This window comes from Streptomyces sp. NPDC001903, assembly GCF_042891345.1.
In the GTDB taxonomy this organism is placed as follows: Bacteria; Actinomycetota; Actinomycetes; order Streptomycetales; family Streptomycetaceae; genus Streptomyces.
In genome coordinates, this window is sequence record NZ_JBIASZ010000008.1 from 43,091 (window position 1) to 57,814 (window position 14,724).

The following is a 14,724-nucleotide window of genomic DNA, read 5'->3' on the forward strand; positions in this document are numbered from 1 at the left end:
GGAGACGGACCCCCGAACCACCTTGGACAATGACCGGATGCCACGCGTACTGCTGATCGAGGACGACCCTTCCATCCGCGAAGGGGTGGGCCTCGGCCTGCGCCGGCGCGGCCACGAGGTGGCCGCCGCCGAAACGGGCGAGGCGGGCCTCGCGCTGATGGGGACCTTCCTCCCGGAGCTGGTCCTGCTCGACCTCATGCTGCCCGGGATGAACGGCGTGCAGGTCTGCCGCCGCATCCGCGAGACCAGCCAGCTCCCGATCATCATGCTGACCGCCCGCGGCGACGACTTCGACATAGTCGTCGGCCTCGAAGCCGGCGCCGACGACTACATCGTCAAACCCGCCCGCACCGAGGTCATCGAGGCCCGCATCAGGGCCGTGCTGCGCCGCCTCGGAGCCCCGGCGGGCAGCCGCCCGGAGGTCGAGTTCCACGGCGAGCTCGCCATCGACCGGGCCGGGCTGGCCGTCGCCAAGAACGGCGAGCGCGTCCCCCTCGCCCCCAGCGAGATCAAACTCCTGCTGCACCTGTCCGCCTCGCCCGAGCAGGTCTTCTCCCGCCAGCAGCTCCTGGAGTACGTGTGGGAGCACAGCTACCACGCCGACGCCCGCCTCGTGGACGCCTGCGTACGCCGCCTGCGCACCAAGGTCGAGGACCCCGACGGCAGCCCCCGCTACATCCAGACCGTGCGCGGCTTCGGCTACCGCTTCGGCCCGCTGTGAGGCGCATCGCGCCGCTCGGGCTGCGCACCCGGCTGATCGCGGCCTTCCTGCTGGTCGCCGCGATCAGCGCGGTGACCACGGCAACGCTGACCTACCAGCAGGCCCGCACGGCGGTGCTCAAGCAGAGCCAGGACACCGCGGTCAGCACCCTGCGCGACCAGATCGAGACCCAGCCCCTCGATCTGCCGCTGGACCAGGCACAGCTCCAGCGGATCGTCACCGATCTGGGCAAGAGGGGAAAGCCGAACCCCTGGAACGTCTTCGGCGAGTACGGCACCCTGCGGGCCTCCAGCACCAGCGCGCCCACCTCCACCGTGGTCACCGAGGAGCTCCGCCGCCAGGTGACGGCCCATCCGCACGGCGCCTTCCAACGGGTGACCGATCCCGCGGGCCGACCGTACCTGGCCGTCGGCATGCCGGCCGTATGGCTCCACCACGACGTCCGGGAACCCACCGGCCTGGTCCTCTTCGCGACGATGCCGCTGACCACCGAGGGCAAGACGGTCGACGCCATGGTCGAAGCCGCCAAGCGCGGCGCCGTCCCGGGCCTCGCCATCGCCGTCATCCCCGCCCTGCTCGCCGCGCGCAGCGTGCTGCGCCCCGTACGGGACATGCGCCGCGCCGCCCAGAGCATGGGCCGCGGACGCCTCGACACCCGGATCGAGGTCCGCGGCTCCGACGAGCTCGCCGGACTCGCCCGCACCTTCAACGAGACCGCCGGCGCCCTCGAACAGTCGGTGGACGAACTGCGGGAGGCCGAGGCCCGGGCCCGCCGCTTCGCCTCCGACGTCTCCCACGAACTGCGCACCCCGCTGGCCGGGATGCTCGCCGTCACCGAGGTCCTGGACGAGGAGGCGGAGCGCCTCGACCCCGACACGGCCGCCGCCCTGCGGCTGGTCAGCGCCGAGACCGGCAAGCTGGCCGTCCTCGTCGAGGACCTCATGGAGATATCCCGCTTCGACGCCCGCGCGGCCGAGCTCAACCTCGACGACGTGGACGTGGCCGAGGCGGTGCGCAAGACCCTCGAGCGCCGCCACTGGGACGACGAGCGGGTGCGCACCGACCTGCCCTCGCAGGTCCGCGCCCGGCTCGACCCGCGCCGCTTCGACGTGGTCCTCGCCAACCTCGTCGGCAACGCCCTCCGGCACGGCGGCGCCCCGGTCCGCGTCGGCGTGCGCACGCAGCCGCGGCCCGACGGACCCCGGCTGCTGATCGAAGTCGCCGACAGCGGGCCCGGCATCGCCCCCGAGGTGCTGCCGCACATCTTCGACCGCTTCTTCAAGGCCGACGCCGCCCGCACCCGCTCCGCGGGCAGCGGCCTCGGACTCGCCATCACCCTGGAGAACGTCCGGCTGCACGGCGGCACCCTGCGCGCCGCGAACGGGGCCGCCGGGGGAGCGGTGTTCACCCTCGACATGCCCCTGGAGGCCGACGCATGACCCGGACACGCGCGGCCGCGGCCGCCACCGCCGTCCTGCTGCTGGGCGGGCCGCTGCTCGGCGGCTGCGGGATCAAGCCCACCGGGGTCATCGAGAGCGGGGCCGCCGGGAAGGTCGTCGTGCCCGGACCCGGGACCAAGGGGACGGTGTACCTCGTGGCGTCCGACGGGCGGCTCTTCCCCATACCCGAGAGGGAGCAGCCCGCGGTGTCGGAGACCGCGCTCCTCATGCGGCTGCTCGTCGGCCCCACCGAAGCGCAGAGGGCCGCGGGCCTGGACACCCGGCTGCCCGTGCTGGACATCAAGAAACAGGGCGCCAGCGCCGGGACGACCATGATCTCGGCGGACACCATCGGGGTCGGCCTGCCGTTCAAGGTCGCCACCCTGTCCGAGACGGCCCGCCAGCAGCTGGTGTGCACGGTGGCCTCCACCGACGCGCGGTACCAGGTGGTCCTGCTCGGCCCGGACGCCGACATCGGCCCCGCCCGCTGCGAAGTCGGCGACTAGGCGGTACAGGCGGTCCAGGCCGTACCGGCCGCCCGGGCGGTCCCCTTGCGGCGGGGCGCGGGCTCGCGCCACCGTGGCCCCATGGACCCCGCCGCGTACGTGCCCGACGTGTTCGACCCCCGGATCTACGGGGCCGGGATCCCGTACGAGGGCTACCGGCTGCTGCGCGACCACCACCCGGTGGCCTGGCAGGAGGAGCCGGAGATCGCCGGCTGGCCCGCCGGCCCCGGATTCCGGGCGGTCACCCGGCACGCCGACGTGGTCCGGGTGCTGCGCGACCACGCCACGTACTCCTCCTGGCTCGGCGCCACCCAGATCCGCGATCCCGACCCGGCCGACCTGCCGTTCCTGCGGCGCACCATGCTCAACCAGGACCCGCGCCGCGCGGCGGGCGACCACGGGCGGCTGCGCCGGCTGGTCTCCCGCGCCTTCACCCCCGCCCGCGTCGACGCCTTCGCCGGCCGGGTCCGCGAGCGGGCCCGTACGCTGCTGGCCGCGGCCCGGGACGGGGCCGAGGACGGCGCCGCCGACCTGGTCGCCGCGGTCACCGACGAGTACGCGCTGCTCAACCTGACCGACCTGCTGGGCGTTCCGGAGGCCGACCGGGGCCTGCTGCTGGAGTGGACCGTACGGATCATCGGCTACCAGGACCCCGAGGACGCGCCCGCGCCCCTGCTCGGCCCCGACGGCAAGCCCCTGAACCCGCGCTCCCCGGCCCTGCTCGGCGAGATGTTCGCGTACGCCCGGGAACTGGCCGCCCACAAGCGGGCACACCCCGGCGACGACGTGATGACCGCGCTCGCCGAGGCCGGACTGGACCCGGCCGAACTGGAGATGTTCTTCTTCCTGCTCACCGTCGCGGGCAACGACACCGTACGCAGCGCGGCCCCCGGCGGGCTGCTGGCCCTGGCCGGCGATCCGGACGCGTACCGGCTGCTCGCCGACGGCCGGGTGCCGGTGCAGGGCGCGGTGGACGAACTCCTGCGCGTCCACCCGCCGGTGCTCAGCTTCCGCCGCACCGCCGCCGTCGACACCGAGCTCGCCGGGCAGCCGATCCGCGCGGGGGACAAGGTGGTGGTCTTCCACGCCTCCGCCAACCACGACGAGCGCGTCTTCACCGACCCCGGGCGCCTCGACCTCGGCCGGACGCCCAACCCGCACGTGTCCTTCGGCGACGGCCCGCACGTCTGCCTCGGCGCCCACTTCGCCCGGCTCCAGCTGGGCGTGCTCTACGAGGAGTGGCGCGCGGCCATGCCGGCTCCCGAACTCGCGGGTCAGCCGCGCCGGTTGGTGTCGAACTTCATCAACGGGATCACGCGGCTGCCGCTGCGGGTGTCCGCGCCTGCCGGGTGACGTCCGCCAGCAGGTCGACCACGTCCGGGCCGTAGGCGTCGGAGTTGTTGACCTTCAGCACCACGCAGAAGGAGTCCCCGCGGTAGCGGCGGGCCAGGTCCTTGTGGTGGCGGGCCAGGTAGCGGGCGCCCGCCTGGTTGCTGATCGCGGTCTGCCCGGAGACGAGGAACACCGGGCGGCTGCCCGGCCCGGCCGTCAGGCGGGCCAGCAGCACGTGGTCGATCTGCCCCTTCTGCCAGCGGTACGTCTCCTCGCCGACGTGGATCGCCCCGCGGTCGGGACCGGGGTCGCGGGACAGGTCGACCCGGACGCCCGGCAGCATGGAGGCCAGGTGGGCCGCCGTCCGCGCGTTGGACACCGGCCCGCCCACGCAGAACTCGGCGCGCTCGCCGAAGCCTTGGCGGACGGAGTCGTGGGAGACGATCTGGAGATTGGCGCCGCAGTCCTTGATCAGGGCGGATATCTCCAGCAGCGCGAAGGCGTCGTTGCGGTGCACCGACCCCTCGGTGCCGCCCATCTGCCGGTTGACCACGAACAGGCAGTCGGAGCCGGTGGGCAGGCCGAAGAAGGCCTGCTTGCGGCGCAGGGTACGGCGCCACAGGTAGGTCCGGGTGAACCAGCCGAAGCCGCCGCTGATCGCGGTGGCCACCACCCCGAGCACGATGTTGCGCACGTCGTCGTTCATGCGCCGGATGCTAGCCCGCACCGGGTCTTCCTGACGCGGGGGGTGCCGTGAAGTTACAGTGCCGAGTTCAGGGTTCAGGCCTGTCCGGTGGGCTGTGACAGGCCGTCGACTGGAGGTTCGGATGCGTCGCTCGGCCACACGTCAGTTAGCGCTCGTCGCCCTCGCCGGAGCACTGGTGTCCACCGGCGCGGCCGCCCCGCCGTCGGCGCCGGCCGGCGGCGGTCCCGGTGCTCCGGCCAAGGTGCCGGTCGCCGCCGGGTACGGAGGGGCCGTCGCCAGTGTCGACGCCGACGCCTCGGCCGCCGGCATCGCGGTCCTGCGCTCCGGCGGCAACGCCGTGGACGCCGCCGTCGCGACGGCCGCCGCGCTCGGGGTCACCGAGCCGTACTCGGCCGGCATCGGCGGAGGCGGCTACTTCGTCTACTACGACGCCAAGTCCCGCCGCGTGCAGACCATCGACGGCCGCGAGACCGCGCCCGCGACGGCGACGGAGACCCTGTTCCAGGAGAACGGCGTCCCCATCCCCTTCGACCAGGGCCAGACCAGCGGCCGCAGCGTCGGCGTCCCCGGCACCCCGGCCACCTGGAAGAGCGCCCTGGACGCCTGGGGCACCCGCTCGCTCGGCCAGATGCTCAAGCCCGCCGAGAAGCTGGCGCGCGACGGGTTCACCGTCGACCCGACGTTCCGGGCCCAGACCGAGCTCAACCGGGACCGGTTCAAGGACTTCCCCGACACCGCGAAGCTGTTCCTGCCGGGCGGGGCCCTGCCGGTCGTCGGCTCCACCTTCAAGAACCCCGACCTGGCGGCCACGTACGCCGAGCTGGGCCGCAAGGGCACCGGCGCGCTCTACCGGGGCCCGATCGGCGAGGACATCGTCCGGGCCGTCCGCAAGCCCCCCGTGGACCCGGCCGCCACCCGCGTCGTCCGCTCCGGCGACCTGACCACCGGCGACCTGCGCGCGTACGCCACCAAGCGGCAGGCCCCGACCGAGGTCGGCTACCGGGGCCTCGACGTCTACAGCATGGCGCCCTCCTCCTCGGGCGGCACCACGGTCGGCGAGGCGCTCAACATCCTGGAGCGCACCGACCTGTCGAAGCTGTCCGAGACGCAGTACCTGCACCGGTTCATCGAGGCCTCGCGGATCTCCTTCGCCGACCGCGGCCGCTGGGTCGGCGACCCGGCCGCCGCGGACGTGCCCACGCGGGAACTGCTCTCGCAGCGGTTCGCCGACTCGCGCGGCTGCCTCATCGCCCCGGACCGTACGCTGACCAGCCCGCTGGCCCCCGGCGACCCGCGCCACCCGGCGGCCTGCGGCGGCTCCGGCCAGGCCGCCCCGACCACCTACGAGGGGGAGAACACCACACACCTGACGGTCGCCGACCGCTGGGGCAACGTCGTCTCCTACACCCTGACCATCGAGTCCACCGGCGGCAGCGCGATCACCGTCCCGGGCCGCGGGTTCCTCCTCAACAACGAGCTGACCGACTTCTCCTTCGCCCCGGCGGCCCCCGGAGTCCCGGACCCGAACCTGCCCGGCCCCGGCAAGCGGCCGCGCTCGTCCATGTCCCCGACCATCGTGCTGGAGCACGGGCGGCCGGTGCTCGCGGTGGGCTCACCGGGCGGGGCCACCATCATCACCACCGTCCTGCAGACCCTGATCGGGCACCTGGACCGGGGGCTGCCGCTGGTCGACGCCATCGCGGCGCCGCGCGCCAGCCAGCGCAACCAGACCACCACCGAGCTGGAGCCGGGCCTGTGGAACAGCCCGCTGCGCGCCGGGCTGGAGGCGCTGGGCCAGGGCTTCCGGCAGAACCCGGAGATCGGCGCGGCGACCGGGGTCCAGCGGCTCCCGGACGGGCGCTGGCTGGCCGCGGCCGAGACGACCCGGCGGGGCGGGGGTTCGGCGATGGTGGTCCACCCGTACGGCAAGCCGTAGCGCACGGCCCGGGACTCAGAGGGCGGTGAGGATCCTGGGACCGTCGGCGGTGATCGCGACCGTGTGCTCCACGTGCGCGGCGCGACTGCCGTCGAGGGTCCGCAGGGTCCAGCCGTCGCCGTCGCAGCGGTACTCGTCCGTGCCGCCCGCGATCAGCATCGGCTCGATCGCGAGGACCATGCCGGGGCGCAGCTGCATGCCGCGCCCCGGCCGGCCCTCGTTGGGCACGCCCGGGTCCTCGTGCATGCTGCGGCCCACGCCGTGGCCGCCGAAGTCCTCCATGATCCCGTACCCGGCGGAGCGGCAGACCGTGCCGATGGCGTGCGCGATGTCGCCGATCCGGTTGCCGGGCCGCGCGGCGGCGATGCCGGCCGCGAGGGCCGCCTCGGCGGTCTCGATCAGCCGCAGGTCGGCGGGGCGGGGTCGGCCGACGGTGAAGCTGACCGCCGCGTCCCCCACCCAGCCGCCCAGCTCGGCCCCGCAGTCGATGCTGACGAGGTCCCCGTCGCGGAGCCGGTAGCCGTCGGGGATGCCGTGCACGATCGCGTCGTTGACCGAGGCGCAGACCACCCCGGGGAAGGGCACCGGCGCGAAATGCGGCCGGTAGCCGAGGAACGGCGAGCTCGCGCCGGCCTCGGCGAGCACCGCGCGGGCCGCCCGGTCCAGGTCCAGCAGGGACGCCCCGACGGCCGCCGCCTGCCGCGCGGCGGCCAGGGCGCGGGCCACGACCCGGCCCGGGGCGCGCATCGCGTTGATCGATTCTTCTGTCTTCAGTTCCACCATGCCAATAACTATACCGGTATAACTTTAACGGGATAGTTATTGGGGGGCGGGGTAGGATGGGGCCATGGTCCGTACCCCCCTCACCCCCGAAGAGCGCGAGCGCGGCGAGCGCCTCGGCGCGTTGCTGCGCGAAGCCCGCGGCGGCCGCAGCATGGTCGAGGTCGCGGCGAGCGCCGGACTGTCGGCCGAAACCCTCCGCAAGATCGAGACGGGCCGCGCGCCGACCCCGGCCTTCTTCACCGTGGCCGCCCTCGCCGAGGCGCTCGGACTGTCCCTCGACGATGTGCTGCGCCGCTGCGCGTTCGTGCCGGTCTGACGGTTTCCGCGGGGCGGCCCGAGGTCCTGCCGGGGCCGCGGACCTGCGGTTTCTTTCGGGCGGGGCCGACGGGCCGAACGGCCCAATCGGCGGTGGCGCCGGGCGGGAGCGGGGCAAGCGTGAAGGCGTGTCGACCTCGAACGCTTCCCAACGGCTCGGTTTCGCGCTCCTCGGCGCCCTGCTCGCGACCGGTCTGCTGCTCGCCGCGTGCGCGGCGCCGGACGGGCGCGCGTCCGCCAGGGATCCGGGTACGCGCCCTGCCGCGCCCCGGGGGCCGTCGTAGGCTCCGGGGATGACTCTCGAAGAGCTGAACCGGGGCAAGTACGTCAGCCTGACCACCTTCCGCAAGGACGGCACCCCCGTCGCGACGCCCGTGTGGGCGGTGGCCGACGGGGGTGAGTTGTACGTATGGACGCGCAGCGACTCCTGGAAGGTGAAGCGGATCCGCAACAACGCCCGGGTGGCGGTCAGCGCCTGCGACGTGCGGGGGCGGGTCGCCGAAGGGGCGGCCGTACTGGAGGGCGAGGCGCGGCTGCTGGACGAGGCGGGGCTGGCGCGGGTGCGCAAGCTGATGTCGCGGAAGTACACGTGGCAGTTCTGGGCCGTGGACGTACCGGCCGCGGTGGTCCGGCGCGGGAAGCGCCCGCACACCGCGATCGCCGTCAAGCTTTGAGATTCCCGTAGCCCGCCCGTAACACCGGTGGGATCCAATGCGGGCATGGAGACCGCGACTTCGCAGGCGATCGGTCAACTCTCGGGCTATTTACGCGGGTTGACGCAGAGACTCGATCCGGGGACGGGCTGGTACGGGGAGTTCCTGCGCCGGGATCCGCAGGGCCTGCGGGCCTGCCTGGACGGTGCGGCGATGCCCCCCTGGGACGTGGTGGAGTCGCTGCTCGGGGACCTCGCGGGGGCCAGGGGAGCGGAAGTCGCGGCGCGGGAGAGGGGGTACGCGGTCCGGCTGCGGGCCGTGGCGGTCGCGGTGTGGGACCGGCTGCCGGGCGGGGCGCAGGAGCTCCGGACCCTGCTGGCCGCCGCCGCCGACCAGCGCTCCGTCTCGGAGGCGGCGGCCCGTACCCTCACGGCGCGCCTGGCCGCCGCTGCGGACCCGGCGGAGGCGGAAGCCCTGACCCGGGAACTGGCCTGGATCCAGGACGACACCGCCAGGGCGGCCTCCCGCCACGAGGACCTCGTGTCCCGCCTCGGTGTCCTGCAGACCCCGCCCGGACCGGACTGGTCCGGCGCCCCCCGGCCCGCCGGGGCCGAGCCGTCGGCCGGGGCGTGGGCCGGGGCGGAGGAGGGCGGGACGGTGTCCGGGGTGCCGCGGCAGCGGGAGGCCGGGGAGGAGCGGGTCGATCCGCCCGTCGGACGGGCCGAGGGCCGGTGGCTGCGCGGTGCGCGCCGGGCCGGCGGAGCCCGGTACGCGGGAGCCGCGGCCGCGGCCCCCGCGCCCTTCACCCTGCCGCCCGCCCGGCCGGACGGGGCCGCCGCACCCCGCGGCGCCCGCTTCGCCCACTCCGAGACCCACGCCGAGGCCCGCGCCGAAACCCCCGCCGAGCCCCGCTCCGAGCCCCGCCCCGGGACGCGCGCCGACCCCCGCCGGTCCCGCTCCGGAACGCTCGGCCGCGCCCGCTTCGCCCCGCCGGAGCCGCAGATGCCCGCCGCCGCCCCGGAGCCCGAGGCGCCGGCCGCCGCACCCGCCGTGGACGGGTCGGGCCCCGGCGGGATCGCCGCGGTGATCGGGGAGTTGCTGGGGCTGCGGGCCCAGGGGCGCGGCGGGGAGGCCCACGCGCTGCTCTGCGAGGCCGCCGCGTGGCCCGCCGCCCGGCTGCCCGGGTTGGCCGACGAGTTGGTCCGGGCCGGGCTGGCGGCCGACTGGGCCACGCTGCTCTGGGAGGCGGCCTCCCTCCCGCCCGAGCGGCTCGCCGCGGCCGCCGCCGCCCTCGGCGAGGCCGGCCGGCGCGCCGACTGCGAGGCGCTGCTGCGCCAGGGCGCCGCCCGCCCCGCCGCCGAGATCGCCGAGGCCGCCCTGGCGCTGGCCGGGACCGGCCGCACCCGCGAGGCGGACGCCCTGCTCGGAGCCTTCGTCAAGGTCCGCACCGCCGAGGAGGCGGTCCGCCTCGCCCGCCGCGATCCGCAGTGGTTCACCCCCCGGCTGCTCCGGGCCGCCGAGGCCCTCTCCACCGCGCACCACCGTGACCTCGTACACGCCCTGCGGGTTGCGAAACCGCCCGTCCAATGAGCGGATTCGACCATCGGCTGTCATAACTTGATCGACTCACCCAACCGCGCACGGCGGTCTTGCCCCACGGTGTGACGAGGCCTACGTTCTACTCCCTACGCACACCGTCTACGTGCGTAGAACTCGGCGTTCCCGTCGCGAGGAGCAGCTCATGGCCCAAGTCGTCCGCGCCGCACTCGTCCAGGCCACCTGGACCGGAGACACCGAGTCGATGATCGCCAAGCACGAGGAGCACGCCCGGCGGGCCGCCGCCGACGGCGCGCAGATCATCGGCTTCCAGGAGGTGTTCAACGCCCCCTACTTCTGCCAGGTCCAGGAACCCGAGCACTACCGCTGGGCCGAGCCCGTCCCCGACGGCCCCACCGTCCAGCGGATGCAGGCGCTCGCCCGCGAGACCGGCATGGTCATCGTCGTACCGGTCTTCGAGCTCGAGTCCGAGGGCTTCTACTACAACACCGCCGCCGTCATCGACGCGGACGGCAGCTACCTCGGCAAGTACCGCAAACACCACATCCCCCAGGTCAAGGGCTTCTGGGAGAAGTACTACTTCCGCCCGGGCAACCTCGGCTGGCCCGTCTTCGACACCGCCGTCGGCCGCGTCGGCGTCTACATCTGCTACGACCGCCACTTCCCCGAGGGCTGGCGCGCGCTCGGCCTGGCCGGAGCCCAGCTGGTCTACAACCCCTCCGCCACCCACCGGGGCCTGTCCTCCTACCTCTGGCAGCTGGAGCAGCCCGCCTCCGCCGTCGCCAACGAGTACTTCATCGCCGCGATCAACCGCGTCGGCCGGGAGGAGTACGGCGACAACGACTTCTACGGCACCAGCTACTTCGTCGACCCCCGCGGCCAGTTCGTCGGCGACGTCGCCAGCGACAAGGAGGAGGAACTCCTCGTCCGCGACCTCGACTTCGACCTGATCAAGCAGGTCCGCGACCAGTGGGCCTTCTACCGCGACCGCCGCCCCGACGCCTACGGAGGGCTCGTTCAGCCGTGACCAACCCGATCCCCCTGCACAGCCGCCACCAGGCCGTACTGCCCGACTGGCTCGCGCTCTACTACCGCCGCCCCATCGAGCTCACGCACGGCGAGGGCCGCCACGTCTGGGACGCCGACGGCAACCGCTACCTCGACTTCTTCGGCGGCATCCTCACCACGATGACCGCCCACGCCCTGCCCGAGGTCACCAAGGCCGTCTCCGAACAGGCCGGCCGGCTCATCCACTCCTCCACCCTGTACCTCAACCGCCCGATGATCGAGCTGGCCGAACGGATCGCCGCACTGTCCGGCATCCCCGAGGCGCGGGTCTTCTTCACCACCTCCGGCACCGAGGCCAACGACACCGCCCTGCTGCTGGCGACCGCGTACCGCCGCTCCAACCAGATCCTGGCGATGCGCAACAGCTACCACGGGCGGTCCTTCTCGACCGTCTCCATCACCGGCAACCGCGGCTGGTCCCCGACGAGCCTCTCGCCGCTGCAGACGTACTACGTCCACGGCGCCGTCCGCACCCGCGGCCCCTTCGCGCACCTCGACGACACCGCCTTCACCGCGGCCGCCGTCGCCGACCTCGAGGACGTCCTCGGCCAGGCCCGCGGCGGGGTCGCCGCCCTCATCGCCGAGCCGATCCAGGGTGTCGGCGGGTTCACCGCCCCGCCCGACGGGCTGTACGGCGCCTTCCGCGAGGTCCTGGACCGGCACGGCATCCTCTGGATCAGCGACGAGGTGCAGACCGGCTGGGGCCGTACCGGCGACAACTTCTGGGGCTGGCAGGCCCACGCCCGGAGCGGCCCGCCGGACATCCTCACCTTCGCCAAGGGCATCGGCAACGGCATGTCCATCGGCGGGGTCGTGGCCCGCGCCGAGATCATGAACTGCATCGACACCAACTCCATCTCCACCTTCGGCGGCTCCCCGGTCACCATGGCGGCCGGGGTCGCGAACCTCGCGTACCTGCTGGAGCACGACCTGCAGGGCAACGCCCGCCGCGTCGGCGGCCTGCTCCTGGAGCGGCTGCGCGCCGTCTGCGCCACCGTGCCCGCCGTACGGGAGGTCCGCGGCCGGGGCCTGATGGCCGCACTGGAGCTGACGAAGCCGGGCACCGACCAGGCCGACCCGGACGCGGCCGCCGCCGTACTGGAGGCCGCGCGCGAAGGCGGCCTGCTGCTCGGCAAGGGCGGCGGGCACGACACGAGCGTGCTGCGCATCGCGCCGCCGCTCTCCCTCACCGTCGCCGAGGCGGAAGAGGGCGCCGAGATCCTCGAACGGGCCCTGCACAGCATCGTGTGACCGGAGGCGCCGCACATGTCCATCCGCACCCTCATCCGCGGCGGCCTCGTCATCACGGCCGCCGACGAGCTCCACGCCGACGTCCTCATCGAGGACGGCCGCGTCGCCGCCCTCGCGGCCCACGGCTCGGCCGCCGCCGAGGCCTGGACGGCCGACCGCACGATCGACGCCAGCGGGAAGTACGTCATCCCCGGCGGGGTCGACGCCCACACCCACATGGAGCTGCCCTTCGGCGGGACCGCCGCCTCGGACACCTTCGAGACCGGGACCCGGGCCGCCGCCTGGGGCGGTACCACCACCATCGTCGACTTCGCCGTGCAGAGCGTGGGCCAGGCCCTGCGCCAGGGACTCGACACCTGGTACGACAAGGCCGACGGCAAGTGCTCCGTCGACTACGCCTTCCACATGATCCTCTCGGACGTCAACGAGGGGACCCTGAAGGAGATGGACCACCTGATCGGGGAGGGCGTCACCTCCTTCAAGCTGTTCATGGCCTACCCCGGGGTGTTCTACAGCGACGACGGGCAGATCCTGCGCGCCATGCAGCGGGCCTCCGGCAACGGCGGGCTGATCATGATGCACGCCGAGAACGGCATCGCGATCGACGTGCTCGTCGAACAGGCCCTGGCCCGGGGCGAGACCGACCCCCGCCACCACGGCGAGGTCCGCAAGGTCCTCCTCGAAGCGGAGGCCACCCACCGGGCCATCCAGCTCGCGCGCGTCGCCGGCTCCCCGCTGTACGTGGTCCACGTCTCGGCGGACGAGGCGGTGGCCGAGCTCGCCGCCGCCCGCGACAAGGGCCTGCCGGTGTTCGGCGAGACCTGCCCGCAGTACCTGTTCCTGTCCACCGACAACCTCGAAGAACCCGACTTCCAGGGCGCCAAGTACGTCTGCTCCACCCCGCTGCGGCCCAAGGAGCACCAGGCCGCGCTGTGGCGGGGCCTGCGGACCAACGACCTCCAGGTGGTCTCCACCGACCACTGCCCGTTCTGCTTCCGCGGCCAGAAGGAGCTCGGCCGCGGCGACTTCTCGAAGATCCCGAACGGGCTGCCGGGGGTGGAGAACCGGATGGACCTCCTCCACCAGGCCGTCCTGGACGGGCACATCAGCCGCCGCCGCTGGATCGAGATCGCCTGCGCGAGCCCGGCCCGGATGTTCGGCCTCTACCCGCAGAAGGGCACCATCGCGCCGGGCTCCGACGCCGACATCGTCCTCTACGATCCCCACGCCGAGCAGGTCATCTCCGCCGAGACGCACCACATGAACGTGGACTACTCGGCGTACGAGGGCAAGCGGATCACCGGACGCGTCGACACCGTGCTCTCCCGCGGCGAACTCGTCATCGACCGGCGCGAATACACGGGCCGGGCCGGCCACGGGGTGTTCATCCCCCGCTCCACCTGCCAGTACCTCTAAGGAGCCGTGATGGACTTCGGCCTCGTCCTCCAGACCGACCCGCCCGCCTCCCGGGTCGTCAGCCTCATGAAGCGCGCCGAGCGCAACGGCTTCCGCTACGGCTGGACCTTCGACTCGGCGGTCCTGTGGCAGGAACCCTTCGTCATCTACAGCCAGATCCTCGCGAACACGCAGAAGCTGCACATCGGGCCGATGGTCACCAACCCCGGCACCCGCACCTGGGAGGTCACCGCCTCCACCTTCGCCACCCTCAACGACATGTACGGCAACCGCACGGTCTGCGGGATCGGCCGCGGCGACTCCGCGATGCGGGTCGCCGGACGCAAACCCAACACCCTGGCCCGCCTCGGCGAGGCCATCGACGTCATCCGCGACCTCGCCGAGGGCCGGGAGGCCGAGGTCGACGGCAACCCGCTGCGGCTACCCTGGGTCCGCGACGGCAAGCTCCCCGTCTGGATGGCCGCGTACGGGCCGAAGGCGCTGGCCCTGGCGGGGGAGAAGGCGGACGGGTTCATCCTCCAGCTCGCCGACCCCTACCTCACCGAGTGGATGGTCGGCTCCGTCCGGCAGGCCGCCGAACGGGCCGGGCGGGATCCGGACGCGGTCACCATCTGCGTCGCGGCGCCCGCGTACGTGGGCGAGGACCTGGCCCACGCCCGCGACCAGTGCCGCTGGTTCGGCGGGATGGTCGGCAACCACGTCGCCGACCTCGTCGGGCGCTACGGGGAGCACTCCGGCATGGTGCCGGACGCCCTCACCGAGTACATCAAGGCCCGCGAGGGCTACGACTACAGCCACCACGGACGCGCCGGGAACCCGTCCGCCGACTTCGTGCCCGACGAGATCGTGGACCGCTTCTGCCTGCTCGGCCCGCCCGAGACCCACATCGAGAAGCTGCGGACCCTGCGCGACCTGGGGGTCGACCAGTTCGCCGTGTACGACATGCACGACGCGCAGGAGGCCACCATCGACGCGTACGGGCAGCACGTCATCCCGGCGCTCAGAGCCTGATCCGATCCCCGTCCGACCCGAAGGGGCGTG

General features: G+C 73.6%; 14 protein-coding genes. 12 read left to right on the forward strand and 2 right to left on the reverse strand.

From position 1 onward, the window contains the following. Positions 1 to 37: 37 nt before the first annotated feature. The 4 genes from ACFYZS_RS19210 to ACFYZS_RS19225 all read left to right on the forward strand — a co-directional run bounded on the left by ACFYZS_RS19210 (position 38) and on the right by ACFYZS_RS19225 (position 4,019). Complete coding sequence (locus ACFYZS_RS19210; protein WP_389013590.1) at positions 38 to 721, forward strand: response regulator; 684 nt, start codon at positions 38 to 40, stop codon at positions 719 to 721. After that, positions 718 to 2,160: an ATP-binding protein gene (locus tag ACFYZS_RS19215; protein WP_389013593.1), complete on the forward strand. Its 1,443-nt coding sequence runs from the start codon at positions 718 to 720 to the stop codon at positions 2,158 to 2,160. The genes ACFYZS_RS19210 and ACFYZS_RS19215 overlap by 4 nt, the downstream gene beginning before the upstream one ends. Further along, the gene (locus ACFYZS_RS19220; protein ID WP_389013596.1) at positions 2,157 to 2,666 is read left to right on the forward strand and encodes a hypothetical protein; all 510 of its coding nucleotides are present in this window, start codon (positions 2,157 to 2,159) and stop codon (positions 2,664 to 2,666) included. The genes ACFYZS_RS19215 and ACFYZS_RS19220 overlap by 4 nt, the downstream gene beginning before the upstream one ends. 81 nt (positions 2,667 to 2,747) lie before the next feature. Continuing rightward, a complete protein-coding gene (locus tag ACFYZS_RS19225) occupies positions 2,748 to 4,019 on the forward strand; it encodes a cytochrome P450 (RefSeq protein WP_389013599.1) in 1,272 nt (423 codons plus the stop codon). Here the strand turns inward: ACFYZS_RS19225 and ACFYZS_RS19230 are convergent. Continuing rightward, positions 3,979 to 4,704 carry a hypothetical protein gene (locus ACFYZS_RS19230; RefSeq protein ID WP_389013602.1) on the reverse strand — a complete coding sequence of 242 codons (726 nt, stop codon included), beginning with the start codon at positions 4,702 to 4,704 and terminating at the stop codon, positions 3,979 to 3,981. The genes ACFYZS_RS19225 and ACFYZS_RS19230 overlap by 41 nt on opposite strands. A gap of 121 nt (positions 4,705 to 4,825) precedes the next feature. On the opposite strand from ACFYZS_RS19230, the gene ggt reads away from it, so the two are divergent. Continuing rightward, positions 4,826 to 6,640 carry a gamma-glutamyltransferase gene (ggt, locus tag ACFYZS_RS19235; protein ID WP_389013605.1) on the forward strand — a complete coding sequence of 605 codons (1,815 nt, stop codon included), beginning with the start codon at positions 4,826 to 4,828 and terminating at the stop codon, positions 6,638 to 6,640. A gap of 15 nt (positions 6,641 to 6,655) precedes the next feature. Here ggt and map read toward each other — a convergent pair whose 3' ends face one another. Further along, complete coding sequence (map, locus tag ACFYZS_RS19240; protein WP_389013609.1) at positions 6,656 to 7,423, reverse strand: type I methionyl aminopeptidase; 768 nt, start codon at positions 7,421 to 7,423, stop codon at positions 6,656 to 6,658. A gap of 64 nt (positions 7,424 to 7,487) precedes the next feature. Here map and ACFYZS_RS19245 point away from each other — a divergent pair, with 64 nt between their 5' ends. The 7 genes from ACFYZS_RS19245 to ACFYZS_RS19275 all read left to right on the forward strand — a co-directional run bounded on the left by ACFYZS_RS19245 (position 7,488) and on the right by ACFYZS_RS19275 (position 14,694). Continuing rightward, on the forward strand, positions 7,488 to 7,739 hold the full coding sequence (locus tag ACFYZS_RS19245; protein WP_389013612.1) for a helix-turn-helix domain-containing protein: 252 nt from the start codon (positions 7,488 to 7,490) through the stop codon (positions 7,737 to 7,739). 292 nt (positions 7,740 to 8,031) lie between these two features. Then, positions 8,032 to 8,412 (forward strand): PPOX class F420-dependent oxidoreductase, encoded by a 381-nt coding sequence (locus tag ACFYZS_RS19250; protein ID WP_389013615.1) that lies wholly within the window; start codon positions 8,032 to 8,034, stop codon positions 8,410 to 8,412. Positions 8,413 to 8,511: 99 nt separating this feature from the next. After that, positions 8,512 to 9,981 carry a hypothetical protein gene (locus ACFYZS_RS19255; RefSeq protein WP_389013617.1) on the forward strand — a complete coding sequence of 490 codons (1,470 nt, stop codon included), beginning with the start codon at positions 8,512 to 8,514 and terminating at the stop codon, positions 9,979 to 9,981. A gap of 151 nt (positions 9,982 to 10,132) precedes the next feature. Beyond that, the gene (locus tag ACFYZS_RS19260) at positions 10,133 to 10,975 is read left to right on the forward strand and encodes a nitrilase-related carbon-nitrogen hydrolase (RefSeq protein ID WP_389013620.1); all 843 of its coding nucleotides are present in this window, start codon (positions 10,133 to 10,135) and stop codon (positions 10,973 to 10,975) included. Further along, on the forward strand, positions 10,972 to 12,267 hold the full coding sequence (locus tag ACFYZS_RS19265; protein WP_389013622.1) for an aspartate aminotransferase family protein: 1,296 nt from the start codon (positions 10,972 to 10,974) through the stop codon (positions 12,265 to 12,267). The genes ACFYZS_RS19260 and ACFYZS_RS19265 overlap by 4 nt, the downstream gene beginning before the upstream one ends. 15 nt (positions 12,268 to 12,282) lie before the next feature. Continuing rightward, positions 12,283 to 13,683 (forward strand): dihydropyrimidinase, encoded by a 1,401-nt coding sequence (gene hydA, locus ACFYZS_RS19270; RefSeq protein WP_389013625.1) that lies wholly within the window; start codon positions 12,283 to 12,285, stop codon positions 13,681 to 13,683. Between the two features lie 9 nt (positions 13,684 to 13,692). Further along, positions 13,693 to 14,694, forward strand: coding sequence for a TIGR03842 family LLM class F420-dependent oxidoreductase (locus tag ACFYZS_RS19275; RefSeq protein WP_389013628.1), 1,002 nt, complete (start codon positions 13,693 to 13,695; stop codon positions 14,692 to 14,694). Positions 14,695 to 14,724: the final 30 nt, after the last annotated feature.

What these genes read in the sequence shown, in the direction of transcription:
- hydA (WP_389013625.1), top strand. Translation starts at nt 12,283, where the DNA reads ATGTCCATCCGCACCCTCATCCGCGGCGGCCTCGTCATCACGGCCGCC.
- ACFYZS_RS19245 (WP_389013612.1), top strand. Translation starts at nt 7,488, where the DNA reads ATGGTCCGTACCCCCCTCACCCCCGAAGAGCGCGAGCGCGGCGAGCGC.
- ACFYZS_RS19225 (WP_389013599.1), top strand. Translation starts at nt 2,748, where the DNA reads ATGGACCCCGCCGCGTACGTGCCCGACGTGTTCGACCCCCGGATCTAC.
- ACFYZS_RS19220 (WP_389013596.1), top strand. Translation starts at nt 2,157, where the DNA reads ATGACCCGGACACGCGCGGCCGCGGCCGCCACCGCCGTCCTGCTGCTG.
- map (WP_389013609.1), bottom strand. Translation starts at nt 7,423, where the DNA reads ATGGTGGAACTGAAGACAGAAGAATCGATCAACGCGATGCGCGCCCCG.
- ACFYZS_RS19210 (WP_389013590.1), top strand. Translation starts at nt 38, where the DNA reads ATGCCACGCGTACTGCTGATCGAGGACGACCCTTCCATCCGCGAAGGG.
- ACFYZS_RS19275 (WP_389013628.1), top strand. Translation starts at nt 13,693, where the DNA reads ATGGACTTCGGCCTCGTCCTCCAGACCGACCCGCCCGCCTCCCGGGTC.
- ACFYZS_RS19230 (WP_389013602.1), bottom strand. Translation starts at nt 4,704, where the DNA reads ATGAACGACGACGTGCGCAACATCGTGCTCGGGGTGGTGGCCACCGCG.
- ggt (WP_389013605.1), top strand. Translation starts at nt 4,826, where the DNA reads ATGCGTCGCTCGGCCACACGTCAGTTAGCGCTCGTCGCCCTCGCCGGA.
- ACFYZS_RS19250 (WP_389013615.1), top strand. Translation starts at nt 8,032, where the DNA reads ATGACTCTCGAAGAGCTGAACCGGGGCAAGTACGTCAGCCTGACCACC.
- ACFYZS_RS19260 (WP_389013620.1), top strand. Translation starts at nt 10,133, where the DNA reads ATGGCCCAAGTCGTCCGCGCCGCACTCGTCCAGGCCACCTGGACCGGA.